The 24,217-nt window shown below is 69.5% G+C and carries 24 protein-coding genes; 14 read left to right on the forward strand and 10 right to left on the reverse strand.

Annotated elements, in window-relative coordinates; all coding sequences use genetic code 11:
• The first annotated feature begins 1 nt into the window (after position 1).
• The 4 genes from rlmH (at position 2) to VGE49_RS06180 (ending at position 4,446) form a co-directional block, all read left to right on the forward strand.
• A complete protein-coding gene (rlmH, locus tag VGE49_RS06165; protein WP_331033682.1) occupies positions 2 to 445 on the forward strand; it encodes a 23S rRNA (pseudouridine(1915)-N(3))-methyltransferase RlmH in 444 nt (147 codons plus the stop codon).
• Complete coding sequence (locus tag VGE49_RS06170) at positions 445 to 1,539, forward strand: murein hydrolase activator EnvC family protein (RefSeq protein ID WP_331033683.1); 1,095 nt, start codon at positions 445 to 447, stop codon at positions 1,537 to 1,539. Before rlmH ends, VGE49_RS06170 begins: the two co-directional genes overlap by 1 nt.
• Positions 1,540 to 1,684: 145 nt before the next feature.
• Positions 1,685 to 3,109, forward strand: a complete 1,425-nt coding sequence (locus VGE49_RS06175) for a S41 family peptidase (RefSeq protein WP_331033684.1) — start codon at positions 1,685 to 1,687, stop codon at positions 3,107 to 3,109.
• Between the two features lie 131 nt (positions 3,110 to 3,240).
• Entirely contained in the window at positions 3,241 to 4,446 is a 1,206-nt protein-coding gene (locus VGE49_RS06180) for a divergent polysaccharide deacetylase family protein (RefSeq protein ID WP_331033685.1), read from the forward strand.
• Between the two features lie 21 nt (positions 4,447 to 4,467).
• On the opposite strand, the gene VGE49_RS06185 is transcribed toward VGE49_RS06180, so the two are convergent.
• The 4 genes from VGE49_RS06185 to VGE49_RS06200 form a co-directional block, all read right to left on the reverse strand.
• On the reverse strand, positions 4,468 to 5,241 hold the full coding sequence (locus VGE49_RS06185) for a CPBP family intramembrane glutamic endopeptidase (protein ID WP_331033686.1): 774 nt from the start codon (positions 5,239 to 5,241) through the stop codon (positions 4,468 to 4,470).
• A gap of 73 nt (positions 5,242 to 5,314) precedes the next feature.
• Positions 5,315 to 6,331 carry a biotin synthase BioB gene (bioB, locus tag VGE49_RS06190; RefSeq protein WP_331033687.1) on the reverse strand — a complete coding sequence of 339 codons (1,017 nt, stop codon included), beginning with the start codon at positions 6,329 to 6,331 and terminating at the stop codon, positions 5,315 to 5,317.
• A 67-nt stretch (positions 6,332 to 6,398) separates the two neighbouring features.
• Positions 6,399 to 7,763 carry an amidohydrolase family protein gene (locus VGE49_RS06195; protein ID WP_331033688.1) on the reverse strand — a complete coding sequence of 455 codons (1,365 nt, stop codon included), beginning with the start codon at positions 7,761 to 7,763 and terminating at the stop codon, positions 6,399 to 6,401.
• Positions 7,764 to 7,839: 76 nt separating this feature from the next.
• Positions 7,840 to 9,321 carry a globin-coupled sensor protein gene (locus tag VGE49_RS06200; RefSeq protein WP_331033689.1) on the reverse strand — a complete coding sequence of 494 codons (1,482 nt, stop codon included), beginning with the start codon at positions 9,319 to 9,321 and terminating at the stop codon, positions 7,840 to 7,842.
• A 227-nt stretch (positions 9,322 to 9,548) separates the two neighbouring features.
• Here VGE49_RS06200 and ahcY point away from each other — a divergent pair, with 227 nt between their 5' ends.
• Positions 9,549 to 10,940, forward strand: coding sequence for an adenosylhomocysteinase (gene ahcY, locus VGE49_RS06205; RefSeq protein WP_331033690.1), 1,392 nt, complete (start codon positions 9,549 to 9,551; stop codon positions 10,938 to 10,940).
• Between the two features lie 75 nt (positions 10,941 to 11,015).
• Here ahcY and VGE49_RS06210 read toward each other — a convergent pair whose 3' ends face one another.
• Positions 11,016 to 12,137: a hypothetical protein gene (locus VGE49_RS06210; protein WP_331033691.1), complete on the reverse strand. Its 1,122-nt coding sequence runs from the start codon at positions 12,135 to 12,137 to the stop codon at positions 11,016 to 11,018.
• 111 nt (positions 12,138 to 12,248) lie between these two features.
• Positions 12,249 to 14,408, reverse strand: coding sequence for a TonB-dependent receptor domain-containing protein (locus tag VGE49_RS06215; RefSeq protein ID WP_331033692.1), 2,160 nt, complete (start codon positions 14,406 to 14,408; stop codon positions 12,249 to 12,251).
• A 138-nt stretch (positions 14,409 to 14,546) separates the two neighbouring features.
• Here VGE49_RS06215 and VGE49_RS06220 point away from each other — a divergent pair, with 138 nt between their 5' ends.
• Both VGE49_RS06220 and VGE49_RS06225 read left to right on the forward strand, forming a co-directional pair.
• Positions 14,547 to 14,750 (forward strand): twin transmembrane helix small protein, encoded by a 204-nt coding sequence (locus VGE49_RS06220; RefSeq protein WP_331033693.1) that lies wholly within the window; start codon positions 14,547 to 14,549, stop codon positions 14,748 to 14,750.
• A 22-nt stretch (positions 14,751 to 14,772) separates the two neighbouring features.
• Complete coding sequence (locus VGE49_RS06225; RefSeq protein ID WP_331033694.1) at positions 14,773 to 15,345, forward strand: cob(I)yrinic acid a,c-diamide adenosyltransferase; 573 nt, start codon at positions 14,773 to 14,775, stop codon at positions 15,343 to 15,345.
• A 41-nt stretch (positions 15,346 to 15,386) separates the two neighbouring features.
• On the opposite strand, the gene VGE49_RS06230 is transcribed toward VGE49_RS06225, so the two are convergent.
• Positions 15,387 to 15,725 (reverse strand): hypothetical protein, encoded by a 339-nt coding sequence (locus VGE49_RS06230; RefSeq protein ID WP_331033695.1) that lies wholly within the window; start codon positions 15,723 to 15,725, stop codon positions 15,387 to 15,389.
• Between the two features lie 124 nt (positions 15,726 to 15,849).
• On the opposite strand from VGE49_RS06230, the gene VGE49_RS06235 reads away from it, so the two are divergent.
• The 7 genes from VGE49_RS06235 to arfB all read left to right on the forward strand — a co-directional run bounded on the left by VGE49_RS06235 (position 15,850) and on the right by arfB (position 21,834).
• The gene (locus VGE49_RS06235; RefSeq protein WP_331033696.1) at positions 15,850 to 16,614 is read left to right on the forward strand and encodes an electron transfer flavoprotein subunit beta/FixA family protein; all 765 of its coding nucleotides are present in this window, start codon (positions 15,850 to 15,852) and stop codon (positions 16,612 to 16,614) included.
• On the forward strand, positions 16,615 to 17,544 hold the full coding sequence (locus tag VGE49_RS06240; RefSeq protein WP_331033697.1) for an electron transfer flavoprotein subunit alpha/FixB family protein: 930 nt from the start codon (positions 16,615 to 16,617) through the stop codon (positions 17,542 to 17,544).
• Between the two features lie 135 nt (positions 17,545 to 17,679).
• The gene (locus VGE49_RS06245) at positions 17,680 to 17,961 is read left to right on the forward strand and encodes a DUF167 domain-containing protein (RefSeq protein WP_331033698.1); all 282 of its coding nucleotides are present in this window, start codon (positions 17,680 to 17,682) and stop codon (positions 17,959 to 17,961) included.
• Between the two features lie 88 nt (positions 17,962 to 18,049).
• Positions 18,050 to 19,546: an amidohydrolase gene (locus VGE49_RS06250; RefSeq protein WP_331033699.1), complete on the forward strand. Its 1,497-nt coding sequence runs from the start codon at positions 18,050 to 18,052 to the stop codon at positions 19,544 to 19,546.
• Between the two features lie 3 nt (positions 19,547 to 19,549).
• Positions 19,550 to 20,893, forward strand: a complete 1,344-nt coding sequence (locus VGE49_RS06255; RefSeq protein WP_331033700.1) for an amidohydrolase family protein — start codon at positions 19,550 to 19,552, stop codon at positions 20,891 to 20,893.
• Between the two features lie 84 nt (positions 20,894 to 20,977).
• Complete coding sequence (locus VGE49_RS06260) at positions 20,978 to 21,436, forward strand: YaiI/YqxD family protein (RefSeq protein ID WP_331033701.1); 459 nt, start codon at positions 20,978 to 20,980, stop codon at positions 21,434 to 21,436.
• Positions 21,433 to 21,834 carry an alternative ribosome rescue aminoacyl-tRNA hydrolase ArfB gene (gene arfB / locus VGE49_RS06265; RefSeq protein WP_331033702.1) on the forward strand — a complete coding sequence of 134 codons (402 nt, stop codon included), beginning with the start codon at positions 21,433 to 21,435 and terminating at the stop codon, positions 21,832 to 21,834. The genes VGE49_RS06260 and arfB overlap by 4 nt, the downstream gene beginning before the upstream one ends.
• A 3-nt stretch (positions 21,835 to 21,837) precedes the next feature.
• On the opposite strand, the gene VGE49_RS06270 is transcribed toward arfB, so the two are convergent.
• From VGE49_RS06270 to VGE49_RS06280, 3 genes are all read right to left on the reverse strand, one after another.
• Entirely contained in the window at positions 21,838 to 22,290 is a 453-nt protein-coding gene (locus tag VGE49_RS06270) for a hypothetical protein (protein ID WP_331033703.1), read from the reverse strand.
• Between the two features lie 22 nt (positions 22,291 to 22,312).
• Positions 22,313 to 23,896: a 2-polyprenylphenol 6-hydroxylase gene (gene ubiB / locus VGE49_RS06275; RefSeq protein ID WP_331033704.1), complete on the reverse strand. Its 1,584-nt coding sequence runs from the start codon at positions 23,894 to 23,896 to the stop codon at positions 22,313 to 22,315.
• Positions 23,884 to 24,217, reverse strand: a 334-nt coding sequence (locus VGE49_RS06280; protein WP_331033705.1) for a class I SAM-dependent methyltransferase, incomplete at its 5' end; no start/stop codon positions are given. The genes VGE49_RS06280 and ubiB, both read right to left, overlap by 13 nt.

A 24,217-nucleotide genomic window follows, 5' to 3' on the forward strand; every position in this document is an offset into this window, starting at 1 on the left:
CATCGGCAAGCCGGGCCGCGGTCCCGAGGCCGCCCTGGCCGACGACTACGCCCGGCGGGCGACCCTGGCGGGTCGGCCGCTGGGGCTGGGGCCGTTGGAGCTTGTGGATCTCGAACCCCGCAAATCGGGCAAGCTTCCCGAGGGCGAGCTGATCCTGGCCGCCGCCGAGGGGGCGCACCTGATCGCCTGCGACGAGCGTGGCAAGACCTACTCTTCCCGCGCCTTCGCCGACCACGTGGCCACCCTGCGCGATCAGGGCGAGCGGCGGCTGGTCTTCGCCATCGGCGGGGCGGATGGTCTGGACGAGAGCGTGCGCCGCGCCGCCCGCTCGACCCTGGCCTTCGGGCCGCAGACCTGGCCTCACGCCCTCGCCCGCGCCATGCTGGCCGAGCAGATCTATCGCGCCGTGACCATCCTGTCCGGCTCGCCCTATCACCGCGACTGATGCGCCGGGAGGCGGGGCTTTTGCTGCTGGCGACGGGGCTGGCGCTGATGCTGGCGGGTCCGGCGTCCAGCCAGCGCGCCGCCGCGCTCAATCCTGAACTGACCCGACTGCAGGCCGAATACCGCGACGAGACCGCGCGCGCCCGACGCCTGCGCGCCGAGGCCGCCGCCGCCGGGGACGAGGTGGTCGAACTGGATCGTCAACTGGCTGCCCTGCGATTGGCCGAGGCCGAGGACGACGTGCAACTGGAATCCCAGCGCGCCCGCCTCAAGGAACTGGGCGACCGGGAGGCCGCCCTGGTCGGCGCCCTGTCGCGCGAGCGGGCCGGGCAGGGGCGTCTGCTCTCGGCCCTGCAGATGATGAGCCGCAAGCCGCCGCCGCCGCTGCTGGTGCCGGCGGACAAGGCGGTGGACACGGTGCGCGCCTCCATCCTGATCCGGGCCATGACGCCTGAGCTTCAGGCGCGGGCGAAAACCCTGGTCGAGCGTCAGGCCGAGGTCATCCGCATCCGCCGTCTGGCCGCCCTGTCCAGCGAACGCCTGTTCACCGTAGAGAGCGCCCAGGGCGACCGCCGCGCCGAGATCGAAAGCCTGTCCGCCCGCAAGACGGCCCTGCGCGCCGTGCTGCGGGCCGAGGCCGCCCGCGCCGAGCGCGCCACCCGGTCGCTGGAGGCCCGCATCCGCGAACTGGGCGGCCAGACCCCGATCATCGCCGAGGCGGCCGTCGAGGCCCCCGCCGCCCGTCTGCCCGCCGGGCGCAGCCGCCTGACCGCCCCGGTCCAGGGCGCGCCGTCACAGCGTTTCGGCGGCGGCTCCAGCGGCTGGCGCTGGCGCTCAAGCCACGAGGTCATCGCCGCCCCCGCCGCCGCCCGCGTGGCCTACGCCGGGCCGCTGAAGGAATGGGGCGAGGTGGTCATTCTGGATCTCGGACCCGGCTGGCGCGTCGTCGTGGCGGGGCTGGACCAGCTGTCGGTGGACACCGGCCAGCGCGTCGCCGACGGCCAGGCTCTGGGCCGCACGGGCGAGGACGGCGAGGCCTATTTCGAGCTGCGCCGCGACGAGCGCCCCATCGACCCCGCGCCCTGGCTGCAATAGGGCTGTCATAGGCCGCGTCTCCGCGCGAAAGTCCTTTCAAATCCGCGTCGAGGCTGATTGTATCGGCTGATCTGACGCTGGCGTGTGAACGCCTGCGCCTCCCTGGAAGACCGGAGCCCGCGCGGGTCCGATGGAAAGACACCGAATGCGTAAGCTGCTTCTCATCGGTTGCGCCGCCCTGGCCCTGGGCGGATCGGCGGCGGCCGTCGCCAGCCAGACCCCGCGCAACGAGACCTTCCGCATGTTGCAGATGTTCGGCGACGTGCTGGGCATCGTCGAACAGGCCTATGTGGTGCCGGTCGACAACAAGAAGCTGATCGAGGCGGCGCTGTCGGGCATGATGACGGCGCTGGATCCGCACTCCAACTATCTGCCGCCCAAGGGTTTCAGCGACCTGCGCGAACGCACCACGGGCGAATACTCCGGCGTCGGGCTGACCATCACCGCCGAGGGCGGGCTGGTGAAGGTCATCTCGCCGATGGACGACAGCCCCGCGGGCCGCGCGGGGGTTCAGGCGGGCGACGTCATTAGCGCCATCGACGGCCAGAACGCCGCCGGCCTGACCGTGTCCGAAGTGTCCGAGAAGCTGCGCGGCCCCATCGGCGCCAGCGTCACCGTCACCTTCCTGCGCGACGGGGAGGAGCCGCGCGAAGTGGTCCTGACACGCGAGGTCATCAAGGTCGAATCCGTCACCGGCCGTCTGGAAGGCGACTTCGGCTACCTGCGCATCTCGACCTTCAACGAGAACACCGGCCGCGAGCTGACCGAGACCATCGAGCGCCTGAAGCGCGAGAAGCCGGGCATCAAGGGTTATGTGCTGGATCTGCGCAACAACGGCGGGGGTCTGCTGACCGCCGCCATCGACGTCTCCGACGCCTTCCTGGAGCGCGGCGAGATCGTCAGCCAGCGCGGGCGCAAGCCGGACGACATCGAACGCTACGCCGCCAAGCCGGGCGACCTGAGCGGCGGGCTGCCGGTCGTCGTCCTGATCAACTACGGCTCGGCCTCGGCCTCGGAAATCGTCGCCGGCGCCCTGAAGGATCAGGAGCGGGCCACGGTCGTGGGTCTGACCAGCTTCGGCAAGGGCTCGGTGCAGACGGTCATCCCCCTGCGCGGCGGCGCCGACGGCGCCCTGTCGATCACCACGGCGCGCTACTACACGCCGTCGGGCCGCTCGATCCAGAAGATCGGGATCGAGCCGGATCTGGAGGTGGCGCGTTCCGAGGCCGAGGCGCGCATCGTCTCGCGCTCCAGCTTCATCTATTCCGAGGCCGCCTACGCCACGGCCCTGGACGCCTCCATCGGCGCCGAGCGCAAGGGGCCGCACACTCCGCACGAGGCGCCGGGCGCGGACTTCGACAAGACCAAGGACTATCAGCTGCAGCGCGCCCTGGACGTGCTGCGCGCGGGCGGCGACCTGACCAGGCTGGCCGCGGCCCCCGCCAATGTCGTCATCACCGATCCGAACGCCAAGCCGATCGAGACCGCCGAGGCGGACACGGGCGCGCTGTCCGACCGCCCGACGCGTGGTCCCGAAATCACGCCGGGCAATGAGCCGAAGAAGGACTGACCGTTCTTCGCCAACGTGGTGAACGCTGCGTTAGGGTTTCTTAACCGGCGCTGGGGATAAGTGAGGATTGAGGGGAGCCGCGCCGTGCGGTTCTCCAGTCCCGCCCCTGTCGTTCGAGCGCCGCCCTGTCCATGTTCGCCAAGCGCCAGTCCGCTCTCGCCGCCGCCGCCGGCGCGCCGCCGGAAGCCCGGCCGCGCCTGAGCCTCGACGCCGTCATGGCGACGCTGAAGAAGCCGCCGGTCGCCGTGGGCGCGGCGGGCGTCTTCGTCTTGGCCGCCGGGGCCCTGTTCGTCGCCGTCCTGGGGGATCCGCGCGCGGGGGCGCCCTCGGCACGGGTGGCGCTGCAACGTCCGGCCGCCGCCGTCGATCCCGCGCCGACCGGCGCCGACGCCTTCGGCATGAGCGGGCTGGATCTCTATCAGGACCTGGCCGGCGTCGATCCGGCCCTGCTGGACCCCAGCGGCGCGGCCGGAAACGAGGCCCTGATCACCCTGCCGGACGGCGCCAGCGTGGCCGGCGGCTCGGCCGTTTCCGCCCCGGTGCGCGCGCCCTCCAACCCCCTGCCCAAGGCCCCGATCGCCGGCCTGTTCCAGCCCGGCCCCAACGGCCCCCTGCCGCGCATCGCGCCCGACGGTCGTGTCCCTGCCCAGGCCTACGCCCGCCCCTTCCGCTCGAACGGCAAGCCCATGGTGTCGCTGGTCGTCGGCGGGCTGGGTCTGAACGCCGTCACCACCCGCGCCGCCATCGAACGCCTGCCCGCCGAGGTGACGCTCAGCTTCGTCCCCTACGCCGAGGGCCTGCAGGCCTGGATCGACCTGGCTCGCGCCCAGGGCCACGAGGTGATGATCGAACTGCCGATGGAGCCGACCGGCTATCCCGATAACGACCCCGGCCCCTACACCCTGCTGTCCAGCGGCGGCGCCGACGACGTTGAGGCCAAGCTGGACTGGCTGCTGGGCCGCGCCACCGGCTATTTCGGCGTGACCAATTATCTGGGCGACCGCTTCGCGACCTCGGACGAGGGCATGGGCGCCATGCTGGGCGTGCTGCGTCAGCGCGGCGTGGCCTTCCTCGACGACGGCTCCATGCGCCGCAAGCCCGGCGCCTTCGCCCGCGCCAGCGCCGACCGCGTCATCGACGAGACCCAGAACCCCGCCGCCATCATGGGCCAGCTCAACGCCCTGGAAGCCGCCGCCAAGACGCGCGGCGCGGCGCTCGGAACCGGCTTCTCCTACCCCGTCACCGTCGAAGCCGCCGCCCGCTGGTCGGCCGGGCTCGAAGCGCGCGGCCTGCAACTGGCCCCGGCCTCGGCCATGACGCGCCGCCCGGGGCGGTAGAAGCGCCGCCTTGAGGCTGGGCTAGACCCTCAGCCCGTAGAAGATCCATGCGGTCATCATCAGGTTGAACGCGGCGTGGGCGGCGACGGCCCCCAGGACCGAGCCGCTCGCGCGCCTCGCCCAGGTGAAGGCCAGGGCGGTCGCGAACATGCCGCACAGCCACCACAGGGCCGGCAGCGGAAGCAGCACCCAGCCCGCGCCACGCCACACCAGCCCGAAATGGGCCAGATGGACGACCGCGAAGGCGGCGGCGTCGACGCAGGCGGCGCGATTTTCTCCCAGACGGGCGACAAACGATTCATGGATCAGGCCGCGGTAGAACAACTCCTCGCCGATCGGACTGAAGCTCATGCCGATCAGGGCGAAGACGGCGAACATGATCAGCCGCAGCGTGCCGCCCATCTGGTCCGGCAGGGCGGCATAGGTGCCCGCGACATAGACGAAGGCGTTGTCGTCGCCGGAGCCGAAGAACAGACCGGCGGTGGCGATCAGGACGACGCAGCAGCCCGCGCCCAGAAGCACCCCCAGCCCCGCTCCCGCGAGACGCGGGCGCCAGTTCAGGCCGATCCGCGCCCGTCCCGATCGGGTCAGCAGGACCAGCGGCGTCAACGCCATGACGACGAAGAAGACCGACACGAGGCCATAGTCGCCGGTGACGTTCGCCAGCATGACGAGGGCGAAGCGCGACACGCTGAACAGGGCCAGAAGGATCAACCCGGTTCGAATATCGAACGCCAGCCATCCCTGAAAGGGCCGCCGGAAATCCGTCGCAGGCAAGTCGAGCTTGGAATTCATGGCCACGCTTTGCCGTTGAGCAAGGCTGCGCGCCAATGAAATCGCGGTAATCCGACGCGGGCGACGCTTGGCCTCAGCCCCGCGCTTCGACCCTCAGCGGCATGGGCTTGAGGTCCAGCAGGGCGAACAGCCGGGCGTCGTCGTCCTCTTCCGGGTTGGGCGTGGTCAGGAGCTTGCCGCCGACGAAGATGGAGTTGGCGCCGGCCATAAAGCACAGGGCCTGCATTTCCGGCGTCATGCCTTCGCGCCCCGCCGACAGGCGAACCATCGACTTGGGGCAGACCAGACGCGCGACGGCCACGGTGCGGACGAACTCGATCGGGTCGATCTCGCCCTCCTTCAGCACCCGCTCGCCCAGGGGCGTCCCGCCGACGGGGACCAGGGCGTTGACCGGCAGGCTGTCGGGGTGGACGGGCAGGGTGGCCAGGGCGTGCAGCAGGCCGGCGCGGTCGCGGCGCTTCTCGCCCATGCCGACGATGCCGCCGCAGCAGGTGCTCATGCCCGCGTCGCGGACGTGCTGCAGGGTCTCCAGCCGGTCCTGATAGGAGCGGGTCGTCACCACCTCGGCGTAATACTCAGGCCCGGTGTCGAGGTTGTGGTTGTAGTAGTCCAGGCCCGCGTCCTTGAGCTGTTTGGCCTGGTCGGCGTTCAGCATCCCCAGGGTGGCGCAGGTCTCCAGACCCAGGGCCTTCACGCCCGAGATCATGGCCGCCAGCTTGGGCGTGTCGCGGTCCTTCAGCTCGCGCCAGGCGGCGCCCATGCAGAAGCGGCTGGCCCCGCCCGCCTTGGCCGCCATGGCCTCGGCGATGACGGCGCTCGGCTCCATCAGCTTCTCGGCCTTGAGCCCGGTCTTGAAGCTGGCCGACTGCGAGCAGTAGCCGCAGTTCTCGGCGCAGCCGCCGGTCTTGACCGACAGCAGCTGCGACTTCTGCACCTCGCTGGGGTCGAAGGTGGCGCGGTGCACGCTTGCGGCCTCGAACACCAGCTCCATGAAGGGGCGGGCGAACAGGGCCTCGACCTCCTCCAGCGTCCAGTCGTGCCGGGGGATCGAGAGATCGCGGGCGGGTCGGATCGATGCGTCGTCAGCCATGGGACGACGGCTTAACCGCGCGCGGCGGCGCGGCCAAGCCGGAACTGACGCGCCGCCGTTCTCTCGCTCAGCGTTCGTCCTTGTAGATGCGGCCGTCGCGCATGACGAAGGCTACGGTTTTCAGCGTGGTCACGTCGCTCAGCGGATCGCCCGCCACGGCGATGACGTCGGCCCGCTTGCCCGGCTCCAGCACGCCGACTTCCTCGGACAGGCCCAGCAGGTCGGCGGCGTTGACGGTGGCGGCCTCGATGGCGGTCGCCGGGGTCATGCCGTTCCTGACCATCAGCTCGAACTCGTCGGCGTTGCGGCCGTGCTTGGACACGCCTGCGTCGGTGCCGAAGGCGATGCGCACTCCGGCAGGCACGGCGCGCTGCAGCGACTGGCCGGTGATCTGGATGCGCCAGCGGATCTTGGGCAGGACCTCGGGCGGATAGGCCTCGGGGTCGGCGGCCAGCCGCTCGGTGTAGCCGTTCACCACCGACAGGGTCGGCACGTAATAGGCGCGGGTGCGGCGCAGCAGTTGCAGGGTCTCGTCGTCGAAAATGGTGCCGTGCTCGATCGAGTCGGCGCCCATGCGCAGAGCCAGGTTGATGCCCTCGACGCCGTGGGCGTGGACCGCGACCTTCTTGCCGTAGAGGTGGGCCGTGTCGATCAGGGCCTTGGCCTCGTCCTCGAACATCTGGGCGCCCAGGCCGGCGCCGATGCGGCTGTTGACCCCGCCGGTGGTGGCGATCTTGATGACGTCCGCGCCGCGTCCGACCTGCAGCCGCACGGCTTCGCGGCAGCCGTCCACTCCGTCGCAGACATTGTCGTGAGCCACGTGCTCGCGCAGGTCGTCGTTGAAGCCGAGCCGCCCGTCCATATGGCCCGAGGTGGTCGAGATGCTGTTCCCGGCGTCGATGATGCGCGGTCCGGGCAGGCGGTGCGCCGCCGTCTCCTGGCGCAGGGCCAGGGTGACGCCGCCGCTGTCGCCCAGGTTACGGACGGTGGTGAAACCGGCCATCAGGGTCTTTCGCGCATTCATGGCGGCGCTGTAGGCGTGGACCGGCAGACTGTCGGTGACGCCGGACAGGAAGCCCGCCTGACCGGCCACGTCCGACACCAGGTGCACATGGCTGTCGATCAGGCCGGGAAGGACGAAGCGGTCGCGCTGATCGACCACGGTCGCGCCGGGATAGCTTGAGGCGTTGACGAAGCCGTCGCGGACCTCGACCACCTTCCCGTCGCGCACCACCAGGGTCGAGGGCCCGCGCGGCGCCCGGCCGGGATGGTCCAGCAGCCGACCGGCCTGGATCAGGGTCACGGCGCCTGGTGCAAGCATGGGCGCGGGCGCGGCGGCCTGTGCTGCGGCTTGCGCGGCCGCGGGCAGGGCCGCCGCCAGGGCTGCGGTAAGCGCCAGGGCGCAGACGGCGCCGGTCAGCATGGTCTTCATGGTCGAAACTCCCCCTCGAACTCGGGGGGAGTTAAGCCGTGTCCGGCGCCGGGCGCCAGTCCGTAAACGCCGCCGTTCAGCTCACCGCGCGCAGGTGCGGGGCGGCGCCGCCGCGATCCAGGCGGAAGCGAGCCACCTGCTGGTTCAGGCTGACCGCCTCGTTGGCCAGCTGGCGGGCGGCGGCGGTGGCTTCTTCGGTCATGGCCGCGTTCTGCTGGGTGATGTCGTCCATCTCGCCCATGGTGCGGCGGACGCGGGCCAACCCTTCCGCCTGTTCCTGGGCCGAGCCGGCGATGCCGCCGGCCAGGCCGTCGATGGCCACCACGCGACCGCCGATCCGCTCCAGCGCCTCGCCGGTGCGTTCGACCAGATCGACGCCGCGCGCCACCTGGGCCGAGGAGGTCGAGATCAGGCTGCGGATCTCGCCCGAGGCTTCGGACGAGCGTTGCGCCAGGGCGCGGACTTCCTGGGCCACCACGGCGAAGCCGCGGCCGGCGTCGCCGGCGCGGGCGGCTTCGACCCCGGCGTTCAGGGCCAGCAGGTTGGTCTGGAAGGCGATCTCGTCGATCAGGCTGGTGAAGCGGGCGATGCCGGTCGAGGACTCGGCGATGGCGTGGATGGCGGAAACCGCCTCGCCGACCACCTGGCTGCTTGCCTCGACGTCGACGCGGGCCGCGGCCAGGGCCTCGGCGGTCTGGCGGGCGTTGTCGGCGGTCGAGGCCACGGCGCGGGCGATGGCGTCGGCCTCGTTGACCGTGCGCTCCAGGTTGGCGGCCTGACGCTCGGTGCGGCTGGCCAGGTCTTCCGAGGCGGTGGCCAGCTGGTTCGAGCCGGCGCTCAGGCTTTCGACGCTGTCGGCCACGGCGCGCACGGCGGTGCGCAGGGCGCGGGTGGCGGCGTGGAAGTCGTTCTGCAGGCTGCGGTACTGCTCGGGGAAGACGCCCGGAATGGTGGTCGACAGGTCGTTCTCGGCCAGGTCGTGCAGGGCGGCGCCCAGGGCGCGGACGACCTCGGTCTGACGCGCCTCGGCCTCGTCGTGGGCGGCCTGGACCTTGTCGCGCTGCTCCTGCAGCACGTCGAGGTAGATGGAGATGGCCAGGTCCATGTCCAGCATGACGCGCTGGGTCAGCTCGGCGATGGCCTCGGCGGTGACGCGGTCATGCTCGCGCTTGTTGGCCCAGAATTTCCGGGGGCGTTCGGCGATGGTCCGGGTCAGATGGGCCAGGATGACGCTGTAGCCGCCGATGTACCAGCGCGGCTCCAGCCCGATGCGGGCGTGGACGTGGCCGATGGTGCGCACGGACTTGGCGTAGTCCTCGTCGGCGCGACCGTCGATGATGGCGTCCCAGTGGCGCTCCTGCGCCTTGCTGGCGGCGCTGATATGGGTCTCGTCGCGGAAGAAGCGGCGGGTGGTCGGCTCGGCGCGAACCCGGTCATAGAAGGCGGCCAGGGCGACGGGGGTCGCCTGACGCAGCAAGGGTCCCATGGCGCGGTAGCCGGCGGACGCCGGCCCCAGGCTCATGAATTTCATGCGATGTTCGATGTCTTCGCCCGCCATGTTCGAGTTTTCTTCTACGCAACGCCGACGCAGGGGAGCGCGTCTGCTTATCCCTTTGAACCTTAGGGGTATTGCGCTCCTTAAAAGCGGTCTGCGTAGAATCCCGTAGGCGGCGCGAGCGGCGCGGATCGAGCCGTCATATAAAGCTATCCTTATGGGTTGATTGCCCCGCTCGGCCGGGCGCGCTATAGCGGCGCCTTGAAAATCCCCGCCGCGAGAACTCCTGCATGACCGACTATATCGTTCGCGACATTTCCCTGGCCGATTTCGGCAACAAGGAAATCGCCATCGCCGAAACCGAAATGCCGGGCCTGATGGCGCTGCGCGAGGAATACGGCGCGGCCCAGCCGCTGAAGGGCGCCCGCATCGCCGGCAGCCTGCACATGACCATCCAGACGGCCGTTCTGATCCAGACGCTGGAAGCCCTGGGCGCCGAAGTGCGCTGGGCCTCGTGCAACATCTTCTCGACCCAGGACCATGCCGCCGCCGCCATCGCCGCCGCCGGCACCCCGGTCTTCGCCACCAAGGGCGAGACCCTGGTCGAGTACTGGGACTACGCCCACAAGATCTTCGAATGGGCCGACGGCGGTTATCCGAACCTGATCCTCGACGACGGCGGCGACGCCACCCTGCTGTGCGTGCTCGGCCCGAAGGCCGAGAAGGACATCTCGGTCCTGTCGAACCCGCAGAACGAGGAGGAAGAAGCCCTCTTCTCCGTCATGAAGCGCTACATCGCCGAGAAGCCCGGCTTCTACTCGGCCATCCGCGACGCCATCGGCGGCGTGTCGGAAGAGACCACCACGGGCGTTCACCGCCTGTATCAGATGGCCGAGCGCGGCGAGCTGCCCTTCCCCGCCATCAACGTCAACGACAGCGTCACCAAGTCCAAGTTCGACAACCTGTACGGCTGCCGTGAGAGCCTGGTCGACGCCATCCGTCGCGGCACCGACGTCATGCTGTCGGGCAAGGTCGCCGTGGTCTGCGGCTACGGCGACGTGGGCAAGGGTTCGGCCGCTTCGCTGCGCAACGGCGGCGCCCGCGTCATCGTCACCGAGATCGACCCCATCTGCGCTCTGCAGGCCGCGATGGAAGGCTATGAGGTCCAGACCCTGGACGACGTCGCCGACCGCGCCGACATCTATGTGACGACGACCGGCAACAAGGACGTCATCACCGTCGACCACATGCGCCGGATGAAGAACAACGCCATCGTCTGCAACATCGGCCACTTCGACTCGGAAATTCAGGTCGCGGGCCTGAAGAACTTCAAGTGGGACAAGATCAAGGATCAGGTCCACCACGTGGAGTTCCCGGACGGCAAGAAGATCATCCTGCTGTCGGAAGGCCGCCTGGTGAACCTGGGCAACGCCACGGGCCACCCGTCCTTCGTGATGTCGGCCTCGTTCACCAACCAGACCCTGGCCCAGATCGAGCTGTGGACCAATGTCTCGGCCTACGAGAACAAGGTCTACACCCTGCCCAAGCACCTGGACGAGAAGGTCGCCTTCCTCCACCTGGCCAAGCTGGGCGCCAAGCTGACCCAGCTGACCAAGGCCCAGGCCGACTACATCTCGGTGCCGGTCGAAGGCCCCTTCAAGCCGGAGCACTACCGCTACTAAGACCTGTCCAGGGCCTGAATGCAGAAACCCCGCGCCGGCGACGGCGCGGGGTTTTTCTTTGCGGGCAGGCTGGCCTCAGGCCGCGTCGCGGGGGTCGTAGGCGTCGGTTTCGCGGCCCATCAGGCCGGTTTCGAAGTCCATGAAGATGTCGATCAGCTCATCGACCCCGACCGGCGGCGCCTTGGGGCCGAAGCGGAAGCGCCAGAAGCTGACGATGTGCTGCACCGCGCCCAACTGGTCGCCCAGCCGCGCGAACAGGGTCGGCGCTTCCAGCAGGAAGTCGCGGAAGGCGATGGGATTGCCCTCGCGGGTCAGCCCCGCATAGGCGTCGTCGTAATAGCGCAGGGTGCGGCTGACGTCCTCGCAGGTCTTCATGATCCGGCCGCGCAGGACGCCGCGCCCGCGCTCGATGTATTCCTTGGCGGCGCGGTCGCTGGGACCGACCGGCTTGACCGCGCCCACCTCGTCGGCGACGTCGACGATGTCGTTCATCAGGCTGGCCAGCGACCACTTGTAGTAGAGGAAGCCCTTCCAGCAGAAGACGCCCTCCTGATACTGCTCCGGCTCCAGTCGCAGGGTGGCGCGCAGGGCCTCCAGCCGGTCGCCGGGCGCGTTGGACAGGATCTTCGACGCCATGCGCGCGGTCGAGCCGACCGCCGCCACCCCGCCGCCCATGCTGAGCGTCACCAGAGGCTCGATCTCGCTCTGGACGAAGGCCAGCATCCGCTCCAGGTCGGCCTCGCTGAGCGCGAAATAGCAGGGGGCCGCATCGACCTCGCCGCGCCGCAGCTGCTCGCGCAGCAGGAAGGGGTCCAGCGACGGCAGCTGGTCCATCAGCCGCAGGGTCCGCAGGTCGGGGTGGTCGGGGGCGATGCCGAAGGCTTCCTGCATGGCCCGCTCGAAACCGATCTGGTTGACGAAGACGAAGCGGCCGCCGGTCTTCAGGTCGGTGCTGTCGATGGGCACGACGATCTTGGTCGCCACCTGACGGCGGCCGGGAAAGGCGTCAGTCTCGTTGCGGCGCAGCCGGTGCTTGATGATCAGGCAGGTGTTCAGCGCCGGGGTGCGGAACATGGGGCGCTCGGCCCAGTCGTCGGTCTCGCCGTGCTCGTCATAGACCTTGAGCAGGTTCAGCACCCGCGCCGTCGAGGCGGTGCGGCGCAGATGCTCGAGGTTTCGAATGGCGCGATCAGTCATGGCGCCCAGACTGCCAGTCAAAGATGACTAACGGCTTAGCTGGCAAAGAAAGAGGGCCGCCTGGCAAGAGGCGGCCCTGAGTTGGGGAGGAAACGAAGAAGGAAAAGCGGATCAGAAGGTGGTCGTCACCGACACCCACAGACGACGCGGCTCCTGGTTGTTGGCGTACTCCGGCGCATAGGCGACCGGCGCGCCATAGGGTTTCAAGCTGACGAAGTCCTTGTTGAACAGGTTGTAGACGGCGGCGTGGATGGTGACGCGTTCGCTCACGTCGTAGGATCCGCCCAGGTGGAACAGCTCATAGGCCTTGTAGTCGCCCCAGGCGTCGCGGGCCGCGCCCAGGCCGCGGAAACGCTCCGAGCGATACTCGCCGCGCAGCCACAGATTCATCCTGTCCGTGGCGTTCCAGCGCAGGCTGGCGTTGACCATGTGCTCGGGCGTGTCGGTCAGGGGCAGGCCCTCGGCCGCGCCCGACTTCTGCTCGCTGTCGGTGTAGGTGTAGTTGCCCGACAGGGTCCAGTCGGGGGCGAAGCGCCAGCGCGCCGCCGCCTCGAGCCCGCGCGTGACGGCCTCATCCACGTTCACCTGCTGGCCGAAGGTCGCGTAGGCGGCCCAGTAGCCGACGTCGGTGCAGCCGGTCTTGTTGTAGGTCCCGGCGTCGTATTGCGCCCGCGTCAGGCCGAAGGTGCAGTTCACGACCGGGGTTCCGGCCGCGATCTTGTCCTGGAACACGTTGTTGAAGACGGTGACATTGGCGCGGAAGGTCGAGCCGTTGTCGTAGAAGACCGCGATCTCGCTCGAGGTCGAGGTCTCGGGTTTCAGGCCCGGCGAGCCCAGCAGAGGCAGGCGACCCTGAGCGCCGAAGCCGTTGATGCCCTCGGCCAGCTGCTCCAGGCGCGGGGTCTTGAAGCCCTGGCTGACGCCGCCCTTGAGGGTCCACTGGTCGTTGGCGTTCCACACCAGATAGGCGCGCGGGCTGAAGTGCGAGCCGAATTTGGAATGGTCGTCGTGGCGTGCGCCCAGCGTCAGGGCGAGGCTGTCGGTGAAGCGCCACTCGTCCTCGGCGAACAGGGCCCACTGGGTGTGCTCGAAGGTCGTCGGGGCCACGCCGTCGACCATCTGGGCGTCCCAATACTGGCCGCCGACGGTGAAGCTGTGGTTGCGCCACTGCGAGAACAGCTTGGTGTCGAAGATGGTGTTGTCCGACTCCAGGGCGCGCACGCCGCCGGCGCCGGCGACGCCGTTGGGGATGATGCGGCCGATGGTTTCGGTCTTGCCGTAGGACAGGTTGGATTCCAGCACGCCGAACGGCAGGCGCCAGTTGTGGGCCAGGGCGACCTGGTCGCGGTTGAACTCCAGGGCGTCGCCATAGCCGCCGGCGGTGGTGTTGGTGCCCATCTGGCCCTTGGCGTTGTCGTACCACTGACGCGAGACGTCGACGTCCAGCCACAGGTCGTGGTCGGCGTGCGGCGTCAGGGTCAGCCGGCCGCCCAGAGTCCAGATCTCATTCTCGGTCGAGCTGCGGCCGAAGCCGGTGACGGGGGTCTCGACGCCGCCGACGTTTTCGAACGTCAGGCTGGATTGTTCGCGCGTCGAATAGGAGCCGCGCACCGCCAGACCCATCAGGTCCTTCACCAGCGGGCCGTTGGCGTAGAAGTCCCCGCCCCAGAGGTCGCCGAACTCGTCGTCGCCCTGCAGGGTGTAGTTGGCCGAGGCCGAGCCGCCCCAGACGTCGCCGACCTTGCGGGTGATGATGTTGACCACCCCGCCCATGGCGTCGGACCCATAAAGGGTCGAGACGGGGCCGCGCACGATCTCGATGCGCTCGATGGCCGAGACCGGCGGCATGAAGCTGCTGGAGGTCTCGCCGAAGCCGTTGGGCGTCACGCTGCCGGCGGTGTTCTGGCGGCGGCCGTCGATCAGGATCAGGGTGTAGTCCGAGCCCATGCCGCGGATGTTGATGGTCTGACCGCCGGTTTTGCCGACCGCCGCGCCGACATCGACGCCCTCGATATGGGTCAGGATCTCGGCGATGGACACAGCGCGCATCTCCTCGATGTCCTGGCGCGGCACGACGCTGATCGAGGCCGGGGCCTGGGTGATGCGCTGTTCGAAGCCCGAGGCGGTGACGACGACGTCGGCGACCTGGGTCGTCGTCCGGCCCTGCTCGTCGTCCACCTCCTCGGCCGTCGCGGCCTGACCCGTGGCGAGAACGGCCAGGGCGGAGGCGGCCAGAAGGGTCGAGCGGCGAGAGACGGTGAAGGAAGACATGAACAGTCCCGGTTGATTTGCGAGCGCCTCTCAACAGCAAGGGCGGCGACGTGACAACCGGGGTGTGCGAATAGGTCGCAATTGCGAGTTGATGCGACGGTGCTGGCGCGACCGGAGCGGCGAGCCTAGAAGGCGGTCATGGAAATCTTCGACATCCTGATCCTGATCGCCATCGCGGCCGTGGCCATCACCCTCGGCTTCGGGGTCTACACCCTGTATCGCGGCGGCGACTTCGCCCGTTCCAACTCGAACAAGCTGATGCGGTTGCGCATCATCCTGCAGGCGACGGCGGTCCTGTTGCTGATCGGCGGGATGTGGTGGAAAGCCACGCACGGCGGTTGAGCCGAAGAGGGGGGCTGAAGTCATGGTCACGCTGAACAAGATCTACACCCGCACCGGCGACGGCGGTCAGACCCGACTGGCTTCGGGCGCGCCTGTGTCCAAGACCGATCTGCGGGTCGAGGCTTACGGCGCGGTGGACGAACTGAACGCCGTCATCGGCCTGGCTCGCCTCAACAGCGGCCAGAACGACCGCATCGACGCCATGCTGGGCCGCATCCAGAACGAGCTGTTCGACCTCGGCGCCGACCTGGCCACCCCGCTGGAGCCGGCCCCGAAATGGGAGGCGCTGCGCATTGTCGCCTCGCAGGTCGCGCGCATCGAAACCGAAATCGACTGGATGAACGAGAGCCTGAAGCCGCTCGACAGCTTCATCCTGTCCGGCGGTTCGCCCCTGTCGGCCCACCTGCATCTGGCCCGGACCGTCTGCCGACGGGCCGAGCGCGACGCCATCCGTCTGATGGAATCGGGCGAGCAGGTGAACCTTGAGGCGGTCCGCTACCTGAACCGCCTGTCCGACCACCTGTTCGTCGCCGCCCGCCGCGCCAACGCCAACGGCGCCGCCGACATCCTGTGGAAGCCCGGCGCGACGCGCTGACCGCCCTCAAGCAGCGCGCAGCGCGTTAGGGCGAAAAACCCCTATTGCTGCAGGGCCGCGACCCGCTTGCGTTCCGCCTCGGTCGCGGCGGCGCGAGCGCGCTTCTCGGCGTTCAACTGATCCTCGATGACGACCAGCTCCTTGTTCTTTTCGGCCGAGGCCTGGGCGCGGGTGACGCCGATGGGGCGGCCGGTGATCTCGGCGATTGAGATCGGCTGGGCGCAGATGCGGCTTTCGATGTCGTACCATTTGCCCTGGGCCTCGCAGCGTTCGCCCGGCTCCATCCAGTAACGCTGGAACACGAAGATGCCCGCGACCATCAGGCCGAAGATGCTGAAGAACAGGACGCTGAGGCGGCGGATCGTCAGAAAGCGTTTCATGCAGGTCTCATAGATGAAAAATGCGCCCGCGACAGGGCCGCAGTTCACGTAGCGTTACGTTGACAGGCCGGTTTCCCCGGTCCAATCCCTCGAGCCATATTTCGATGACCAAGTGGATAGGCTCATGAAGGTACTCGTCCCGGTGAAACGGGTGATCGACTCCAACGTCAAGGCCCGCGTCAAGGCGGACCAGACCGGCGTCGACCTGGCCAACGTCAAGATGAGCATGAACCCCTTCGACGAGATCGCCGTCGAAGAGGCCGTGCGCCTGAAGGAAGGCAAGGACCACCATGCCGCAGGCACGGCGACGGAAATCGTCGTCGTCTCCATCGGCGTGACCCAGGCCCAGGAAACCCTGCGTACGGCCCTGGCGATGGGCGCCGACCGCGGCGTCCTGATCCAGTCCGACGCCGACCTGGAGCCGCTGGCCGTCGCCAAGCTGCTGAAGGCGGTCGTGGACGAAGAGAAGCCGGATCTGGTCCTGCTGGGCAAGCAGTCGATCGACGGCGACAATAACGCGGTCGGTCAGATGCTGGCCGCCCTGCTGGACTGGCCGCAAGCCACCTTCGCCGGCAAGCTGGCGATCGAAGACGGCAAGGCCGTGGTGACGCGTGAAGTCGACGGCGGTCTGCAGACCGTCTCGGCGGCCCTGCCCGCCGTGGTCTCGGTCGACCTGCGCCTGAACACCCCGCGCTACGCCTCGCTGCCCAACATCATGAAGGCCAAGAAGAAGGAGATCGCGGTCAAGGCGGTCGCCGACTACGGCGTCGATGTCGCGGATCGTCTCAAGGTCCTGAAGGTGACGGAGCCGCCGAAGCGTTCGGCGGGCGTCAAGGTCGCCGACGCGGCCGAACTGGTTTCCAAGCTCAAGTCCGCGGGGGTCCTGTAAATGGCCGTTCTCGTCATCGCCGACCACGACGGCTCGGCTGTTCGCGACACCACCCACAAGACCGTGACGGCGGCTCTGGCCCTGTCGCCGGACGTGGATGTTCTGGTCCTCGGCAAGGACGCCAAGGGCGTGGCCGACGCCGCCGCCAAGATCTCGGGCGTGCGCAAGGTCCTGCTGGCCGAGGGCGACGCCGTCGCTCACGGCCTGGCCGAGGCCGTCGAGGCCACCGTCCTGCCGCTGGCGGCGAACTACGACGCCATCCTGACCCCGGCCAACACCGACGGCAAGAATTTCGCGCCGCGCATCGCCGCCAAGCTGGACGTCGCGCCGATCTCGGACATCGTCGAGGTCCTGTCGTCTGATAGTTTCGTGCGCCCGATCTACGCCGGCAACGCCCTGGAGACCGTCCAGTCGGCCGACGCCAAGAAGGTCATCACGGTGCGTCCGACGGCCTTCGCCGCCGCCGCCGAAGGCGGCTCGGCCTCGGTCGAGAGCGTCGCCGCCGGCGACGCGCCCAGGACCGCCTTCGTTTCCGAGGAAATGGTCAAGTCGGACCGCCCCGAACTGGGCGCCGCCAAGATCATCGTCTCGGGCGGCCGCGCCCTCGGTTCGGCCGAGGAATTCCACGCCGTCATGGAGCCCCTGGCCGACAAGCTGGGCGCCGCCATCGGCGCCTCGCGCGCCGCGGTCGACGCAGGCTACGCCCCCAACGACTATCAGGTCGGCCAGACCGGCAAGGTCGTGGCCCCGGCCCTCTACCTCGCCATCGGCATCTCGGGCGCCATCCAGCACCTGGCCGGGATGAAGGACTCCAAGGTGATCGTCGCCATCAACAAGGACGCCGACGCCCCGATCTTCCAGGTCGCCGACTACGGCCTGGTCGCCGACTACAAGACCGCCGTGCCGGAGCTGATGGCCGCCCTGGGCTAAGGGCAGCCTTCACGCTGAACATGAAGCGCGCCGGACGGGAGACCGTCCGGCGCGTTTTCTTTTATCCTCCCCCGCTTCGCAGGGGAGGATGAAGCGCGGCTTGCGCCGCTGGGCCGGGATGACGGACATAGGGGCATGACCGCCCGCATCGCCATCAAGCTGACCCCCCGCGCCGCCGCCGACCGCATCGACGGCTGGGACGTGGACCCCGACGGGCGTCCGGTGCTCAAGGTCCGCGTGCGCGCCCAGCCGGTCGAGGGCGAGGCCAACGCCGCCCTGACCGCCTTTCTGGCCAAGGCGCTGAAGGTGCCCAAGCGCGCCGTGACCCTGGCGCGCGGCGGCCAGTCGCGGCTGAAGATGATCGAGGTCGAGGGGCTGAGCGACGACGAGGCCCGCGACCGCTTGTCCGGTGCCTGACATTTCCCCTTTACGGCGAGGCTGAAGCTCCTTTGTATGCGGTCCCATTGTTTGCCCGCTGTATGCGGGCGCGAGGGGGATCTCGCTCATGTCGCTTAACCGCTTGCGGGGCCCAAGCCTCGCTGTCCTCACCTGCGCGCTCGGCGCCCTGGCCCTGTCGGCCTGCGCCACGACCGGCGACGCCGCGCCCAAGGCCGAGACCGCCTCGGCCGCGCCCGCGTCCAAGGACCGCACCATGGCCCCGGGCCTGGACGGCTGGGCCAATGCGGACCCCTATCCCTCGACCTATCGCGGCCTGCCGCGCGAGAACCTGGCCCTGGTCGGGGCCACGGTCCTGACCGGCGCGGGTCAGAAGATCGAAGGCGGCGTGGTGATCGTCACCGACGGCCGCATCGCCGCCGTCGGCGGCGTCGACACCCCGGTCCCGGCCGGCCACAAGGTGGTCGACGCGCGCGGCCGCTTCGTCACGCCGGGCATTATCGACATCCACAGCCACCTCGGCGTCTATCCCTCGCCCGGCGTCATGGGCATGAGCGACGGCAACGAGGCGACCAATCCGAACACGGCCCAGGTCTGGGCCGAACATTCGATCTGGCCCCAGGACCCCGGCTTCAACACCGCCCGCGCCGGCGGCGTCACCACGCTCCAGATCCTGCCCGGCTCAGCCAACCTGTTCGGCGGGCGCGGCGTGACGGTGCGCAACGTCCCGTCCGTCACCATGCAGGGCATGAAGTTCCCGAACGCCCCCTACGGCCTGAAGATGGCCTGCGGCGAGAACCCCAGCCGCGTCTACGGCGGCCGCAACACCTCGCCGGCCACCGGCATGGGCAATGTCGCCGGCTATCGCGCCGCCTTCATCGCCGCCCGCGACTACAAGGACAAGTGGGACAAATGGCGCGAGACGGGGCAGGGCGCGCCCCCGACCCGCAACCTGCAGCTTGAGACCCTGGCGGGCGTGCTGGTCGGCTCGATCCTGGTCCAGAACCACTGCTACCGCGCCGACGAGATGGCGGTCATGCTCGATGTGGCCAAGGAGTTCGGCTACAAGGTCACGACCTTCCACCACGCGGTCGAGGCCTACAAGATCGCGCCCTTGCTGGCCCGTGAAGGCGTCTGCGCCGCCATGTGGACCGGCTGGTGGGGCTTCAAGATGGAGGCCCTGGACGGCATCGAGGAAAACGCCGCCCTGACCGACGCGCCCGAGGGCTCGTGCGCCGTCATACACTCCGACGACGCGGAACTGACCCAGCGTTTGAACCAGGAAGCCGCCGCCGCCCTGTCGGCCGGCCGCCGCGCCGGGATGAATGTCTCTGAAGAGCACGCCATCAGCTGGATCACCCTGAACGCCGCCAAATCCATCGGCATCGACAAGGAGACCGGCTCGTTGGAGCCCGGCAAGCGCGCCGACGTGGTGATCTGGAGCGCGGATCCCTTCTCGGTCTACGCCCGCGCCGATCAGGTCTTCATCGACGGCGGCCTGGCCTATGACCGCGCCAATCCCGCCTACCAGCCCGTATCCGATTTCGAACTGGGTCAGCCCGGCTTCGGCCAGTCCGCCGCCGGCGTCGCCCAGGGAGCTCGCTGAACCATGCGTATCCAAACCCTCCTCGCGGGCGCTGTCGCGGCGCTCGCCCTCGTCGGTCCCGCAGCGGCCCAGGATGTCGCCATCACCGGCGGCCGAGTCCTGACCGGAACCTCGGTGATCGAGAACGGCACCGTCGTCGTGCGTAACGGCCGGGTCGTCTCGGTCGGGACCGGCGCGGCCCCCGCCGGACTGCGAACCATCGACGCGCGCGGCAAGGTCGTGACCCCCGGCTTTGTCGCCGTGGACTCCGGCCTCGGCGGTTCGGAAGTCGGCTCGGTGCGCGGCTCCAACGACCTGTCGAACAGCGCCAACACCCTCAGCGCCGCCTTCGACCTGTCCTATGGTCTGGACCCCTGGTCCTTCACCCTGCCGGTGGCTCGCCTCGGCGGCGTCACCCGCGCGGTGGTCACGCCCCAGCACGCGGGCTCGGGCGGCGGCCACAGCCATGACGACAGCGACTTCGCCGGGGCCGGCGCGGGCGGCTTCCAGACGCCGGGCCTGTTCGCCGGTCAGGCGGCGGTGATCAAGCTGGGCGGCGCCGACATTCTGGTGAAGCCGCGCGTGGCCATGGTCGCCCCCTTCGGCGAGGCCGGAAAGGGCGTGGCCGGCGGCGCGCGCGGGGCCGAGTTCGTCCTGTTCAAGGAGACCCTGGCCGAGGTCCGCCTCTACGCCCGCAACAAGGCCGCCTATGACCGGGCGGCGCTGCGCGACCTGTCGCTGTCGCGCGCCGATCTGGAGGCCCTGATCCCGGTGGCCAACGGCGCCATGCCGCTGATCGTCAGCGTCAACCGCGCCTCGGACATCCAGCAGGTCCTGCGTCTGGCCCGCGAGGAGGGCGTCAAGGTCATCCTCGACGGCGCCGCCGAGGGCTGGCTGGTCGCTGACGAGATCGCGGCCGCCAAGGTCCCGGTCCTGCTGCACCCGATCACCAACCTGCCCGGCAATTTCGAGATGCGGGCGGCGCGGATGCAGAACGCGGCGGCGCTGAACGCGGCGGGCGTGGTCATCGCCATCAAGGGCAACGAGGGCTCGACCCACCGGGCCCGCGACATCCGCTACAACGCCGGCAACGCCGTCTCGCACGGCCTGCCCTTTGCTGCGGCCATCCAGGCGATCACGGCCAACCCGGCCCGCATCTTCGGCTTCGACGGCCAGTTCGGCGAGTTGAAGCCCGGCGCGGCGGGCGACGTCGTGGTCTGGTCCGGCGACCCGCTGGAGCCGCTGAGCCAGCCCTCGGCCGTCTTCATCGACGGGGTGGAGCAGCCGCTCCAGGCCCGCAACCTCCTGCTGCGCGACCGCTACCGCACCGGCGGCGAAGGGGCCATGCCGGCGGCCTATCCGCAGTAAGGCGCAGGTCGAATGACGTTGAGGGCGTCGGTCGCAGGACCGGCGCCCTTTTCGTATGCGGCTCAGGCCGGATAGAAGGACGTCATGGCCGCCACCCTCTACATCGACGCCGACGCCTGCCCCGTGAAGGAGGAGGTCTATCGCGTGGCCCGCCGCTACGGGCTCAAGGTCTTCGTGGTGTCCAACGCCTGGATCAACGTCCCGCGCGAGCCGCTGATCGAACAGGTGGTGGTCGACGCCGGGCCTGACGTGGCTGACGACTGGATCGCCGAACGGGCGGCGACCGGCGACATCGTCATCACCGCCGACATTCCCCTGGCCGACCGCTGCCTGAAATCCGGCGCCCAGGCGCTGAAGTCGAACGGCCAACCGTTTACGCCCGATTCCATCGGCTCGGCCCTGGCCGGACGCATGGTGGGCGAGCACCTGCGATCGATGGGCGTGGCCACCAGCGGCCCGCCGCCCTTCTCGAACGCCGACCGCTCGCGCTTCCTTCAGGCCCTGGACACGGCGGTCGTCCGTGCACGGAAGATCAGCCGGTGAGCCGCATTCCCGAGGACGAGCTGGAGTTCCGTTTCTTCCGCGCGGGCGGTCCGGGCGGGCAGAACGTCAACAAGGTCTCGACCGCCGTGCAGATGCGCTTCGACGTCAGGAACTCGCCCAGCCTGACCGAGCCGGTCAAGGCGCGGCTGATGAAGCTGGCGGGCAGTCGGCTGACGCTGGAGGGAGTCATCCTGATCACCGCCGTCCGCTTCCGCACCCAGGAGCGCAACAAGGCCGACGCCGTCGCGCGACTGGAGGAGATGGTGGCCGAGGCCTCGATCAAGCCGGTCTATCGCGTGCCCACCCGTCCGACGCGGGCCTCCAAGGAGCGCCGTCTCAAGTCGAAGTCCACCCGCTCGACGATCAAGAGCGGGCGCGGCAAGCCGTCGCTGGATTGAGTTTCAGTCGCCGCGCGCCGGGCGATAGAGCAGGGCGTTGATCTGGTTTTCGCCGTCGAAGGCGATGACCCAGTCGGTGGCCTGTTTCTCGAACACCACGCGGAACAGTTCGGCGCCGTCGTTCTGACCCCGGTATTCCATGGCCAGCACCGGGCCCAGTTGCCGGACGCGCGGCGCGAACACGGCGGCCCGGCTGCGGATCTGCTCGGCCAGGTTGGGGCTGAACACCGAATAATCGATCGCTTCGGACTGGAGCGAGGCGATCACGGCGCGCAGCGCCTGTTCGGAACGGGCGATGTCGGGCGCGACCGCCGCCGGGACGGCGGCCGACGCCGTCGGCGCCGGGCTCGGCCCGCCGAAGGCGTCGGGCAGGGTCGCGGCGGCCGTCTGCGCCGCGCCCGGCAGGGCGATCAGGCTCGCGCTCATGACGGCGGCGGCGAGGATCGGGGTCTTCATGCGGGCAGGCTCCGAAGAAACGTCAGGCGACGATCATCGGCCAGAGTGTCAGGACCAAGGCGGCGACCGACGCACAGACGGCGACGGTGACGGCGGCGACCACCCAGGGCCGGGTTCCGGCCTTCTCGATCACCAACGTCTGAGACGACGGCGGGTTCTGCACCAGTCGCGACAGGGCCTTGAGGGCGGCGACCGCCTCTTCGACCGTTTCCTTGATCTGGGCCTGCGGACCTAGCTCGCGCTTGATCCAGCGCTCGACCACGGGCTTGGCCGCCTCCCACAGGTCGTGGTCAGGGTTGAGGCGGCGGGCCACGCCCTCGACCGAGACCATGGTCTTTTGCAGCAGCACCAGTTCGGGCCGCATGTGCATGTCGAACAGGGCGGTGATCTCGAACAGCTGGCCCAGCAGGCGGCCCATCGACACCTGGCTGGCCTGCCGGCCGATGACCGGCTCGCCGACCGCGCGCAGGGCCTGGGCGAAGGTGTCGACCGAATGGTGCGGCGGCACGTAGCCCGCCTCGAAATGGACCCGGCTGATGCGGTCGTAGTCGCGGCTGATGAAGCCCCACAGGATCTCGGCCAGATAGCGGCGCTCGGCTGGACCCAGGCGCCCGACGATGCCGAAGTCGATGGCCGTGATCTGGGCCGGGGCGTCGGCGAACAGATTGCCCTCGTGCAGGTCGGCGTGGAAGACGCCGTGGTCCAGGGCCTGGATCAGGAAGGCGCGCACCACCTTGTCGGCCAGGGCGTCCTTGTCGAGGCCGGGCAGGGTCTCCAGCGCCGGGTCGGTCATGGGCAGGCCGGGGGCCCACTCCAGCGTCAGCACCCGCTTGCCGACCCCGTCCCAGACAATGGCGGGAGCGGACATATAGCCGTCCTTGGCCATGACCTCGGCCAGTTCGGAGGCTGCGGCGGCCTCCAGACGCATGTCCAGCTCCAGCGACAGGGCGCGGGCGATGATCTCGACGAAGGCCTGGGGCTCCAGCCGCCGGGCGGGCTCGACGAAGCGGTTGACCAGCTTGGCGCCCAGACGCATGGAATCCAGACCGCGCGCCACGCGGCGCTCGACGCCGGGGCGCAGCACCTTGACCGCCACCTTGCGGCCGTCGGCCAGCCAGGCGGGATGGGCCTGGGCCAGAGAGGCGGCGGCGACCGGCTGGCCCAGGTCGATGAACAGGCTCTCTACGGTGCGGCCCAGCGAGCGCTCGATCTCGGCGCGGGCCTCCTCCAGCGGGAAGGGCGGCAGCTTGTCCTTCAGCCGGCCCAGGTCCTGGGCGAACTGGATGCCGAAGATGTCGGCGCGCGTCGCCAGCACCTGGCCCAGCTTGATGGCCACGGGGCCCAGATGTTCGAAGGCCTGCCCGACGCGCTGGCCGGGCCGTCCGGCGCGGTGCTTGCGGCTGGCGAAGGCCTGCACCAGTTGGGCGAAGGGCCGGGTCCAGGCGGGCAGCAGGGGATTGACCTCGCGCGGGATCAGGGCGTCGTGACGCGCCAGCACCCAGCCCCAGCCGATCAGGCGCAGCGTCGCGCCCAGCGGATCGCGGACGGGCTCCGGCGTCGGCGCGGGCGGCGGGGTCTTGACGGACAGCCGGCTCAGATCGCCCACCCGTGGTGGATGGCCGCGATCCCGCCCGACAGGTTGGTGACGCTGACGCGGCTGAAGCCGGCGTCCTCGATCATCCGCTTGAAGGCGGCCTGATCGGGGAAGCGCCGGATGCTCTCGACCAGATACTGATAGCTGTCGCGATCCTTGGCGACCCATTCGCCGATGCGCGGAATGGCGTGGAAGGACCAGGCGTCATAGGCCTTGCGCAGGGCGCCGGCCGTGGGGCGCGAAAACTCCAGACAGATGAAGCGGCCGCCGGGCTTCAGCGCACGCCGCGCCTCCTTCAGCGCGCCCGCCACGTCCGACACGTTGCGGATGCCG

Source organism: Brevundimonas sp. (genome assembly GCF_036405315.1).
Classification (GTDB): domain Bacteria; phylum Pseudomonadota; class Alphaproteobacteria; order Caulobacterales; family Caulobacteraceae; genus Brevundimonas.